The organism is Methylocystis echinoides (assembly GCF_040687965.1).
GTDB classification, from domain to species: Bacteria; Pseudomonadota; Alphaproteobacteria; order Rhizobiales; family Beijerinckiaceae; genus Methylocystis; species Methylocystis echinoides_A.
Genome location: NZ_CP156084.1, coordinates 3167529 through 3179040, shown reverse-complemented (window position 1 = coordinate 3179040; position 11512 = coordinate 3167529). Strand labels below are relative to the sequence as shown.

10 protein-coding genes are annotated in these 11512 nt (G+C 65.1%); 6 read left to right on the top strand and 4 right to left on the bottom strand.

Features of this window, described 5'->3' with window-relative positions:
- Nucleotides 1–103 precede the first annotated feature (103 nt).
- The 3 genes from RVU70_RS15565 to RVU70_RS15555 form a co-directional block, all read right to left on the bottom strand.
- The gene (locus RVU70_RS15565; protein WP_363347887.1) at nt 104–1411 is read right to left on the bottom strand and encodes a PAS domain S-box protein; all 1308 of its coding nucleotides are present in this window, start codon (nt 1409–1411) and stop codon (nt 104–106) included.
- Between the two features lie 133 nt (nt 1412–1544).
- On the bottom strand, nt 1545–2780 hold the full coding sequence (locus RVU70_RS15560; RefSeq protein ID WP_363347885.1) for a M48 family metallopeptidase: 1236 nt from the start codon (nt 2778–2780) through the stop codon (nt 1545–1547).
- A gap of 95 nt (nt 2781–2875) precedes the next feature.
- A complete protein-coding gene (locus tag RVU70_RS15555) occupies nt 2876–3931 on the bottom strand; it encodes a polysaccharide deacetylase family protein (RefSeq protein WP_405044814.1) in 1056 nt (351 codons plus the stop codon).
- A gap of 55 nt (nt 3932–3986) precedes the next feature.
- Here RVU70_RS15555 and RVU70_RS15550 point away from each other — a divergent pair, with 55 nt between their 5' ends.
- Nucleotides 3987–5126: a GNAT family N-acetyltransferase gene (locus RVU70_RS15550; protein ID WP_363347881.1), complete on the top strand. Its 1140-nt coding sequence runs from the start codon at nt 3987–3989 to the stop codon at nt 5124–5126.
- Between the two features lie 3 nt (nt 5127–5129).
- Here the strand turns inward: RVU70_RS15550 and RVU70_RS15545 are convergent, their stop codons facing one another.
- A complete protein-coding gene (locus tag RVU70_RS15545) occupies nt 5130–7217 on the bottom strand; it encodes a GumC family protein (protein ID WP_363347879.1) in 2088 nt (695 codons plus the stop codon).
- A gap of 228 nt (nt 7218–7445) precedes the next feature.
- On the opposite strand from RVU70_RS15545, the gene RVU70_RS15540 reads away from it, so the two are divergent.
- The 5 genes from RVU70_RS15540 to RVU70_RS15520 all read left to right on the top strand — a co-directional run bounded on the left by RVU70_RS15540 (nt 7446) and on the right by RVU70_RS15520 (nt 11454).
- Nucleotides 7446–8042, top strand: a complete 597-nt coding sequence (locus tag RVU70_RS15540; RefSeq protein WP_363347877.1) for a polysaccharide biosynthesis/export family protein — start codon at nt 7446–7448, stop codon at nt 8040–8042.
- Nucleotides 8043–8157: 115 nt separating this feature from the next.
- Nucleotides 8158–9696: an undecaprenyl-phosphate glucose phosphotransferase gene (locus RVU70_RS15535; RefSeq protein WP_363347875.1), complete on the top strand. Its 1539-nt coding sequence runs from the start codon at nt 8158–8160 to the stop codon at nt 9694–9696.
- A gap of 22 nt (nt 9697–9718) precedes the next feature.
- Nucleotides 9719–10093, top strand: a complete 375-nt coding sequence (locus RVU70_RS15530; protein ID WP_363347872.1) for a DUF423 domain-containing protein — start codon at nt 9719–9721, stop codon at nt 10091–10093.
- A gap of 92 nt (nt 10094–10185) precedes the next feature.
- Nucleotides 10186–10623 (top strand): response regulator, encoded by a 438-nt coding sequence (locus tag RVU70_RS15525; RefSeq protein ID WP_363347870.1) that lies wholly within the window; start codon nt 10186–10188, stop codon nt 10621–10623.
- A 96-nt stretch (nt 10624–10719) separates the two neighbouring features.
- Nucleotides 10720–11454: a hypothetical protein gene (locus tag RVU70_RS15520; protein WP_363347868.1), complete on the top strand. Its 735-nt coding sequence runs from the start codon at nt 10720–10722 to the stop codon at nt 11452–11454.
- Nucleotides 11455–11512: the final 58 nt, after the last annotated feature.

The window sequence follows — 11512 nt, the reverse complement described above, 5'->3', positions numbered from 1 at the left end:
GGATCGTCAATCCGATTGGCTGAGAGTTGACGCTTTTGCCAGTAATTCCCCCAGCCTGACGGAGAGTTAGGCAGGCGGCGCCCAAGATGCGTGCGGCTGAGCGTCAGCGGATCGCGTCGAGCGGCAGCCGCAACTCATAGCGCAGCCCGCTGTCGTCGTAGGCCACGCGTCCCTCCCCGCCGAACTGCTTGGGCGAGTCGAGCAGGATGAAGCTGCCAAATCCCTTGCGCGTCGACGGGGCGGCGGGCGGGCCGCCACTCTCTTGCCAATCGAAGACGAGGACCTGCCGCCCGTCGACAGTTTCTATCTCTTTGCGAACGCCGATGCGTCCGCTGGACACAGAGAGCGCGCCATGCTTCACAGCGTTCGTCAGAAGCTCGTGCACGATGAAGGAGAAGGCCTGCCCGGCCTTGGCGTTGACGCGGACGTCGACGCCCGTGGACTGGACCTGATCCTTGAAGCCGCCGATGGCGATCTGGAACAGCCTGTCCAACGAGATATTCTTGAACAGCGATTCCGAGAGCACCGCATAAGCGTCAGCCAGAAGTTGGACGCGCTGCGTCAGAAGCTCGCCCGCTTCGGCGATGCTTCTGCCTTTTGTCAGCGTTCGGCGGATCATCGCCAGAATGACGACGAACATATTGCCGACGCGATGCTCGAGCTCGCGGGCGAGCACGCCCTGGCTTTCCTCGTGCTGCTTTCGCTCGGTGATGTCGCTGACAACCGCCAAAACGGCTTTTTGGCCAGCCCACTCCATTGGAGTGAGACCGATCTCGACCGGAAATTCGCTGCCGTCCTTGCGTCGCCCGCAGAGATCGCGGCCGGCGCCCATCGGCCGGGTCTCGGGCGCCGCTTGAAAACCCCTGCGCAGCCCGACATGGAGGGCCGCGACAGTGCGCGGCACGAGAATCTCTACCTCACTGCCAATCAGATCGGCGCGGTTATAGCCAAAAAGCCTCTCGCCGCTGGCATTGACCTCGACGATTTGCCCACTCGGCCCCACGACGACGATGCCGTTCGGCGTCGAATCGAAGAGCGAGCGCAGGTTTTGCTCCTGGATCGCGATGCGTTCGACGGCGTGCTGAAGCAGCGAGACGACAATGGCGATCATCAGCGAAACAAGCAGGAAGGAGCCTAGCGAGACCGCGTCTTTCCCGTCGAGCGCCCATTCATGCGCCGGCGCCAGAAACCAGTACCACGCGATGACCATGGAGCAGGCGGACGCGAACAGTCCAACCGCTACGCCGCCGACGACCGTCGCCACGAGGACGGCGGGGAAAAAGGTGAGGAACGGAACGCCTTCGACGAAGAAATCGCTCGCTTGCCAGCGAGCCCATGCGGCCAACGCCACCGCTGCAAGGGCCACGCCGTAAGCGACAGCAGACCGTTGCCGCGCAACCATGAACGACATAAGAGCGTTCGTCGCCCTGTCTGACCGCATCGCCTGGCGCGCCTCCAATAAGGCGAAGATAGTGTCGCGCCTAGGCGAAGACGATAGGGCTCTCGACGTTGAAAAAGGCCGGGCCGAGAGCCCGAGCCGTCGTCTACCCGGCGCCCCTTAGCTGCGCCACGCGCGCAGGGACCGGCGGGTGCGAAAAGTAGAACTTTGCATAGAGCGGATCGGGCGTGAGCGTCGAGAGATTATCGCGCGTCAATCGCGTGAGCGCGGAAATCATCGGCTCCTTGCCGACAATCCGCCGGGCGAAATCGTCCGCCTCGAACTCGTTCTTGCGGGAGCGCGCGGCGAGCAAGGGGCGCAGCAGATGCGAAAGCGGCTCCTTGGCGAAAAGCAGCGCGATCAGCACCACGCCGGGATCATGCGGCAGGCCGAACCATCCCGCGAAGGTCTCGGATCCAAACGCCCAGTAAAGCGCCGCGAAGCCGATGAAGGCGATGATCGCCGCCTGAAGGATCATCTGCCTGACATGGCCGAATTTGAAATGGCCAAGCTCATGCGCGAGGATGGACTCGATCTCTTCGAGCGTATGCTTCTCCAAGAGCGTATCGAAGAAGACGATGCGCTTGGCCTTGCCGAAGCCGGTGAAATAAGCATTGCCGTGACGGGAGCGCTTCGAGGCGTCCATCACATAAAGCCCCTTGGACTCGAAGCCGCATTTTTGCAGCAGCGCCTCCATGCGCGCCTTGGTCGACCCCTCCGCCATCGGCGTGAATGTGTTGAAGAGCGGCGCGATCAGCGTCGGATAGATCACGGTCATGGCGATGGTGAAGACCATGAAGGCGACATAGGCGAAAAGCCACCAGCTGTTCGGCAAGGCGCCGAGCAGCCAGAACATGCCGTAAAGCAGCGGCGTCGCAATGACGACGCCGATGAGCGCGCTTTTTGCTTCGTCCAGCAGGAAGGTCGGGAGCGTGAGCCGGTTGAAGCCGAAGCGCTCCTCCAGCCAGAAGGCGTTGGCGAGCGAGAACGGCGTTCCGAGGAGATGCAGCAGGCCCGCCACGAGCAGCACGAAGGCGACGCTGCGCGTGAGGCCGGGGTCGATGTAGTGGGCGACGAATGCGTAGACCGGGGCCATCCAGACCGCGAGCCAGAGGATGGAGAGGGCCGCGTCATAGACCGTCTCGACCATGCCGAAACGCGTGCGCGCGATCGTGTAATCGGCGGCGCGTCGGTGCTCTTCGATCGACACCTCGCCGGCGAAATCGGCCGGAACCGCGTCCCGGTTGGCCGCGACCGTGTCGACCTGGCGCTGGCGAAGATAGACCCCGAGCCCCGCCGATAAAGCGATGGCGAGGCAAATGAGAACGCCTATAAGGCTCATGGAGAAAGCTCCCGCTTCTGATCTTGGTCAAAATATACGCACTCTGGCGCAGCTTTGCGAGAGGCCAGGAGCCGCTCCCGCCCGCCCCTCCCCGCTCAGGCCGCGACGCGCCTGCCGCGATTGAGAAGCGCGAAGGGCGCGCCGCTGAGCAGAACGTCGAGAGCGGCGAGACTTTGGAACCTGCCATTGACCGAGAGGCGCGGGAGAGCCTGCAGATGCGCGCGATGCTCGGGGAAGATCAATCCCGGCCGCGTCGTGACCGCGCTCTCGAAGCCAAGCTCGGCCGCAAGATCGAATTCCCGTCGCCCCGCCGAGGTCCGGTCGCCGACCGGGTAGCAGAAATGGCGCGGCGTCACGCCGGTTTCTTCCCTGATGCGCGCCCGGCTCCCGGCCATCTCCCGACGCGCCGCCGCGGCGTCGAGTCTCGCGAGCCGCGGATGGGATAGCGAATGCGCGCCAATGGTCGCGAGGCCATGTTGCGCCAGCGACCGGATGGCGTCCCAACCCAGACAGCCGTGCGTCGCGATTTCGCGCGCGTCGACCCCTGCCCGGGCCGAAAGATCGGCCACGACCGCGAGCAGCGCCGCTTCGTCGCCGTCGCGGATCGCCCAGTAAATCTCTGTAAACGCCGCCTGCTTCTCCTGCGGGGACGCGCAGCGGCTAACGATGCGCCGCTGCGCAACGGTAATGTCGACATGCGAGAGGCGGCGGATCGACTCCTCAAGTTCGAGCCACCACAGCCGCGCGCTACGGTCCGCGAAGCCGGGAGTAAGATAGGCGATGAAAGGCGCGCGATGACGCTCCAGAATGGGCAACGCATGGTCGACAAGGTCTCGATAACCATCGTCGAAACTCAGCACCGCGAAGGGCTGTGCATGTCGCCGTGCGGATCGCACCACATCGAGCGCGTCGTCGAGCGATAGAATTGCATAACCTTGCGCGCGCAAATGATGCAGCAGGAGATCGAGAAACGGCGGCGAAATCTCAAGGCCCGCATTGGGCGCGAAGCTGTCGTGAACGGCTGGCCGGACCCGGTGAAACGTCAAAATGACGCCGAGCCCCCGCGTCAGCGGCGCGACCAGCCGGTGCGCGCCGCTGACGTGAAGCAGCCGCAATGCCGCAGAAATCGCTCTATTGCGCCAAACGGACATCGGTCCCGTCCACAACTCAAGAGGTTTTTTAAGACCGATCCGATAACGTTCTCTTATGCCGCCCTTGCCGGATCTCGCCGATTATTCGACAGTCCACGTCTTCACGCATTTCGAGGACGCGCGCGCCGATTGGCTGGCGCTGTCGCAAGCAGCGACGATCAGCCCGTATCAATCTTTCGAGTTTCTTTCAGCCTGGTTCGACGCCTTCGGGGCTTCGGAAGGCGTGACGCCCTACCTCATCGTGGCCCGCGACGCTGCGGATCGTCCGAGCGCGCTTCTGCCGCTGTGCACGATTCGCAAGGGCGCCGTCACTCTTGCCGCATTCCTCGGGGGCCGCGAAGCCAATTTCAATCTGCCGCTTTTGCGTCCCGATCGACGCCACGACGAAGCAGGTCTGCGCTGGCTCCTGCGCGAAGCGGCGCGCCGCGCGCCATCGCCGCCGGATGCTTTCTTCCTCCGCAATCAACCTCGCGAATTTGACGGCGCTCGCAACCCTCTCCTCTTCACGGAAGCGCGGCCGAGCGCCAGTTTCGGCTATGCGACGGCGCTGCCCGAGACGATCGACGGATTGACGTCGCGGCTCTCGAAGGAGACGCGCAAGAAGCTGCGGAAGAAGGAGGCGCGTCTCGCGGAGCTTGGCCCAGTCGCATATGAACATCGGATCGCCGGACAACGCGGCCATGCGCTCGTCACTGCCTTGCTCGAACAGAAATCCGCGCGTTTTGCGGCAGTTGGGACGACAAGGCGACGCAGCCTGTCGGCGCTTCTCCACGGTCTTCTGGAAGCCCAGGAGGATGGCGTCCTCGAGCTTCACGGGCTCTCGGTCGACGGCCGCTTCGTCGCCGCTTACGCCGGCGTGCGGCGTAATGGCCGCTTCTCGGCCATGCTCAATTCTTTCGACACGGACGAAGAGATCGCGCGCTGCTCGCCCGGCGATCTGCTGCTGCATGCGTTGATGCGCAATCTTACAGCGCGCCGGATGACGCATTTCGACCTCGGCGTCGGCGAAGCGCGTTACAAGCGCGCCGTTTGCGATGAGACGATACCGCTCTATGACGTCGTCCTCCCGCTCTCCGCGCGCGGCGTCCTCGCGGCTCCGTTGATCTCCTCCTATCTGCGTCTCAAGCGGCGCGCGAAAAATACGCCCGCGGTCGTCCGTTGCTATTACAGGCTCGTCGCCCTCCTTGGCCGCTGAGCGCTAAGCCGCCAGATCGCCACAGGCCGACGCGTCGAGAAGGTGCGCTTCGACGCCAATCTCCGCGAGGTCTTCGCGCAGCGCCTCCGCCGCTTCGTCCTCGCCAAGCACAAAGGCGAGGTCCACATGCGGCGCAAGGCGCAGCGCCTCATCGGCCGAGGCTGCAAAAATGAGGTAGTCGTAGGCATGAGCCAGGGCGGTGACGAGAAGCGCATGGTCGCCCATGCCCGCGCCGTCCGCCACTCCGCCCGGCAGCACATGCAGCGTCGACGACTTGTCGCGATGGATCGCGTCGCCGTAGCCGGCGGAGCCGCGCGCGAGCTCTCCCATGCCGCAGGGCCGCCGTTCCGACCCGGGACTTACCAGCGCGTCGAACATCGCAGCGCCGGGATCGGCGGCGGCGAGCAGGGCGCGTCCCTGCCCCGCAAGCTGACGCGCGAGACTGACCGCCGTTTCGGCGCGCGGTCCCGTCTCCGAACAGGGCGCCACCAGCACTTTGACGCAGCCCTCGATCGCCCGCGCGGGACTGATCCGGCGCGCGACGACGGGCGTGGCGCGCCACGACGCTTTTTTGGGCGGCTCCTTGTCTTTCGGCGCGTCGCTTTCCTGTCTGGCAAAAATCGGCTCCCGCCGGTCGGGCGCGACGGCGGCCGGCGCCGGCTGCGCGGCGCTGAGCGCCGGCGGCAAGACGCGGGCGCGGCCCGTCAGCAGCTCGCCGGCGACGATGACGCCGAGCGAAAGGATCAGGCCTGCGAGCGTCGCGAAGAGGACAATGGGGACTTTCTTCGGGAAGGACGGGACCTGCGGCGCCAGCGCGCGCTGAATGATGCGCGCGTCAGCCGGCGTCGCCTTCACGCGCTCGCGCGCCACCGCCTCCTGATATTTTGCCGTTTCGCTTTCGAGTTGCTCCTTGAGAAGCCGCGCCGCGCGCTCGAGGTCCCGCAGCTTCACCTCTTCCGCGCCCGCCGCGCCGGCGACGCGCTTCTGATCGTTCAACACGCGCGTCAGATTTTCGACGCGGGCCGCGGCGATGCGCGCTTCATTCTCCAGCGTATGCGCGGCGCGCTCGGCGGCGGCGCGCCATTGCCTCTCCAGATCGGCAAGCTGCGCATCGAGTTCCTTGATCCGTGGATGCATCGGGAGGAGCGTGCGGGACTCGAGCGCGAGTTGCGCCCGCAGCGCGACGATCTGCTCGAAGATGCGCCTCAGCGACTCGTTGCTGGCGATGTCGGGGATTTCGGCGATCCGGTTCTGGCGCAGCATGTCGCGCAGCAGGCTGGCCTTCGCCTGAGAATCGGCGTGAGCGGCGCGCGCCGAGGAAAGCTGGTTATTCAGTTCGCCGAGCTGCTGCGTCGGGACGATCGTGTTGTTCGAGCCGATGAGCAGCCCTGTCTCCGCGCGATATTTTTCGACCTTGGCTTCGGCCTCCGCCACGCGCGTCCGCAGATCGGAGATCAGCGTCGCCAGTGATTGCGCCGCGCTGCGCGCGATTTCCCTCTTCGCCTCCTGCTGCATCTCGATATAGGCCTCGGCCACGGCGTTGGCGCCGCGCGCCGCGAGGTCGGGATTATAGGAAGTGAACTCGATCGACAGGACGCGAGTCTTGGTCGGCGACAAGACGGAGAGCCTTTCGGAAAATTTTTCGAGAATGCGCTCCTCCGGCGGCATGAGCGTCGGGTCGCGGACGAGACCGACGAGCGCCATGAGCCGCGTCACGGGGCCAACCCCATTCGCAAGTGGATCGAATTCGACGTCGCCTTGCAGGCCGATTTTCTTGATCGCCCGGCGCGCGAGATCGCGTGAGGTGAGAAGCTGAATCTGGCTCTGCACGCCTTCGGCGTCGGGGCCATTGGCGTCGACGCGCTCCCCATTGTCCACACGCGCGTAGAAACTGTCCTGATTTTCGAGAAGCAGCCGCGCATCCGACGTATAGCGCGGCTTGACCAGATTGACGAAAAGGAAAGAGACCAAGAAGGCCGCGAGCGTCGGCCCCAGCACCCACCATTTCTTGACAAGGAGCACGCGGCCCAATCGCGCAAGATCGATTTCGTTTATGTCGGCGTCGATCCTGTCTTGCATTGGCGCATGCATGGCTGCTCCGGGGTGATGCGCCGGGTTTAGAGGAACATGGTTGAGACGCAGTTAAACAGCCAAGTCAAAGTTTGTTAACCATGAGCCAATAAAACAAAGGTGGCGACGAACCGGGGCCAACGTCCCTCGCGCTTCGAGACGGCCCCTCAGCAGGCTCCTCGGAGCGAGGGCTCCCTGACGCGCCAAGGCGATGAAAAACGCCTCTTGTTGATCGAGACGGATCGAAGGATGCCGAGACCCGAGGCCCCAAAGCGGATCGCCGCGACGCGCTTGCTCCTGCCTGTAGCGGTCCTCGCCAGCGCCTTCCTGTCGGCCTGCGCCGCGCCGGGCGATTACCGACCGGAACTCTATGCCGCGTCGACCGCAGAGGCTTATACGCTGTCCGCCGGCGATCGCCTGCGCGTGATCGTTTTCGGGCAGGATTCGCTTTCCAACGCCTACGCGGTCGACGGCGCCGGGCGCATCGCCATGCCGCTGATCGGCTCTGTTCCCGCACAAGGCCGCACCGTTCCCGAGGTGGAGCGTGAAATCGCCGCGCGCCTGCGCGACGGATATGTACGCGAGCCGCGCGTTTCGGTCGAAGTGGAGGCCTTCCGTCCCTTCTTCGTGCTCGGCGAGGTGACGAACGCAGGCCAGTTCCCCTTTGTGGAAGGCATGACGGTGCGCACGGCGATCGCCATCGCAGGCGGCTTCGGACCACGCGGCTATCAAGGCGGCGTCGACCTGACGCGCATCGTCGACGGCGTTCCCGTCACCGGCCGCGTGCCGCTCGACGCGCCGGTGCGTCCGGGCGACACGCTTACCGTTCGCGAGCGGATTTTCTGATTTCATGGGCGCCCGCTTGCGCGGGCTTCTTGCGAGGAAGCCCTTTCTAAACCCTTTGCGCATAATGGCAGGAGGCGCTTATCCCGCGGCTCCGGCAACAAATGGAAAGCGAGACATGGACGGCTTTGGCCTCGACGATCTGAAGAACGTCCCGCCCGATCCCAACCAAGAGGGACAAGGCCTGCACAAGACGCATGCGCTGGCGCCGCGTCTCGCTGAAATCGCCAGCAAAGGCGCGCCCGGCAAGTCCTATTCCACAGTCGTGCTCACGGGCGTCGTCCGGCTTGTCGAATTTTCCATGCTGCTCGCGGCCGGCCTGCTCCTTCATAAGCTTTACGTCGGAAGCTACTGGGAAGAATCGGTCGACTATTACGTCGCGACCCCGGTGATGTGTGCGGCCGCAATTGTCGCTTTCCAGTCGTTCGACCTCTACACGACAGCGTCCTTTCGCGCGCCGGTTCGCCATGGACTGAAAATCGCCGCGGGCTGGTCGATGGTCTTTGTGGCGGCGCTGGCCGCGGTCTTCTTCCTCAAGCTCGACGGCGTCTTTTCCCGCGTTTGGCTGCTCGGCTGGTACGGCGTCGGATTGGCCCTGCTGGCGCTGGAGCGCGCGGCGCTCGCCGTCGTGACGCGCCGGCTTACCCGTTCGGGGAAGCTCGATCGGCGTACGGTCATCGTCGGCGGCGGCGCGCTGGCCGATCCGGTGCTGCGGGCGCTCGCGGCGCAAGACGACAGCGATCTGCGCATCCTGGGGCTGTTCGACGACCGCGCCGACGCGCGCTCGCCCGATGTCGTCGTCGGTTATCCCAAGCTCGGCACGGTCGACGAGCTGGTGGAATTTGCGCGCCACACCCGCATCGATCTCATCATCTTCACCCTGCCGATCTCCGCCGAGACGCGCCTGCTGCATATGCTGCGCAAGCTTTGGGTGTTGCCGATCGACATCCGCCTCGCCGCGCATACGAACAAACTGCGTTTCAGCCCGCGCTCGTACTCCTATATCGGCGATGTTCCGGTCATCGACGTCTTCGACAAGCCGATCGCCGATTGGGACATTGTAGCGAAATATATTTTCGACAAGGTCGTCGGCGGGCTCTGTCTCGCCGTGGCGTCCCCGATCCTGATCGCCGTCGCGCTTGCCGTGAAGCTCGACTCGCCGGGGCCGATCTTGTTCAAGCAGCGACGTCATGGCTTCAATAATGAAGTGATCGAGGTTTACAAGTTTCGTTCGCTCTACGCCGACGCTCAGGACCCTTTGGCGCAAAGGCAGGTCACCCGCGACGATCCGCGCGTGACGCGCGTCGGCCGTTTCATCCGCAAGACGTCTCTCGACGAGCTGCCGCAACTCTTCAACGTCGTGTTCAAAGGCAATCTGTCGCTCGTCGGCCCGCGCCCCCACGCCATCGTCGCGCGCGCGGGTGATTTCCTCTACAATGAAGTCGTCGACGGCTATTTTGCGCGCCATCGGGTCAAGCCCGGCATTACCGGCTGGGCGCAGATCAACGGATGGCGCGGCCAGACCGACACGCAGGAAAAAATCCAGAAGCGCGTGGAGTTCGATCTCTACTATATCGAGAACTGGTCGATTCTGCTGGACATCTATATCCTCGTCATGACCCCCTTGGCCCTCCTCAAGGTGGAGAACGCCTATTGAGAACCTCGTCGGAGCGCGCGCTTTGAACCTGCCGTCGATCATCGCAACCATCGCGGCGCTTCAGGGCGCGGCCGGCGTGTCGCTCGCCGCCGCCGCCGCTCATGTCGACGCCAATCCCCTGCTGTCCACTGCAAGCCAATTTCTGCTGATCCACGCCGCCGCCGGCCTCGCCCTCGCGGCGCTCGCCGGCGCCGGGGCGCCGGCGCGCCGCCTTTTCGTCGCCGCGGCGCTGGCGCTTCAGACGGGCGTGACGCTGTTTTCGGCAGACCTTGCGGCGCGCGTCTATTTCGGCGGCAAGCTCTTTCCCCTCGCCGCGCCAACCGGCGGCTCTTTGACGATTCTGGCCTGGCTCGCGCTGGCGGCGTGGGGCGCCATGGGGATCACACGCCGCAGTTGAACTGCGACGAAAAAGCAACAGTCGAGGAGTTGCTCGCGGCGCACTCGCGCATATGCTGGACTTGTCCCAAAAACAGGCTCACCCTCACGGGCATGTCTGTCTCGGACGCGCCCGACCCCCGTTCTGGCGGCGCATCGAGCGATGCGGCGCAACGCCCGGGCGACCTGCTGCTCGGACGCCGGGTGCTTATTGTCGAAGACGATCCTTATATTACGCTCGCGCTCGAGGAAACGCTCGCCGACTTTGGTCTGATCGTCGCGGGCGCGGCGCGCACGATCCCGCAGGCCCTGCGGCTGGCGCAGACCTCGTCCTTCGACCTCGCTCTGCTCGACGTGAATATTGGCCAGGATAGGATCGACCCGGTCGCCGACGTGATCCACGCGCGCGGCATTCCCTTCGTCTTCACGACCGGCTACGGGCGCGCCGGTTTGCCCGAAGCCTATCTGAACCAGGCGATTGTGGAAAAACCATTCTACGTTGAAGAAATCTTGCGCACCCTGCGCGAAGAGCTGGGGAACGCCCGGAAATAGAGGGCTTTTTCAAAAAAAGGCGCGCGCGCCCTTGAAGGCGGGCGCAGGCCGGTCTAGCGTCCCCAATAGTTACGCTTGTGTTAAAAGGGGCGTCCGATGGCCAGCCTTTCCCTCGACCCGCGCGCCCGCGCCGCCAACGCGCGCTCGGCGATCGCGCTCGGCGCCGCGTGCGCGCTGTTCGGCGCCGCGCTGCTCGGTTACGACGCCCCAGTCAGCCAGGCGGCGGGCGGGCTGATCGACGCCGTCTTCAGCCGTTCGCGCCCGGCGGCCGAGATTTATTACAGCTACGTCCCGCGCTATGACCTCTTTCAGCCGCCGCCGCGCCGGCTCAGGCTCGCCAAGCGCCCGCACGACGTGCAGGCCCGCCGACGGCTGGTCGAGCGTCGTCGGTTCGTGGCCCATCGCCTCCCGTCTGCTGTCGCGCAGCGCCGTCCCGTCATGGCCGAGGCCGTTCCGATCGGGCGCAACCCGATGTTTCGCGTCTGGTCTCCTCCGACGATCGCATTGATGCGCGCCGCGCGGCGAGATCGCCCGCTACAAGGCGCGCAGCGGGAAAATCGGCTCGACCGGACGGGGGCGGCGCCTACGGCTGCGGCGCACGGCGCGGCGGCCCCAGCCGCCTTCTACGCCGATCCCACGCTTCGGCCCGGCGACACGGTGGTGACCCCGGAGGGCGTTCGCGTTCTCCGCTACGGCAGCCACGCCCCCTACAAGGAGACAGATTTCGTCTCGTTGGCGCAGGCCGGCGCGCCGCTCGCCAACAGGAGCGCGCTCAATGAGATCGACCGCGTCGTGAAAACGCCGCTTGGCCGCGCGCCGGCTGATCTCTGAACGCTCCGCCGCCCCGCCACTTTCTCGCCGCGCTTGCCCGCGAGAAAGGATGGGGACT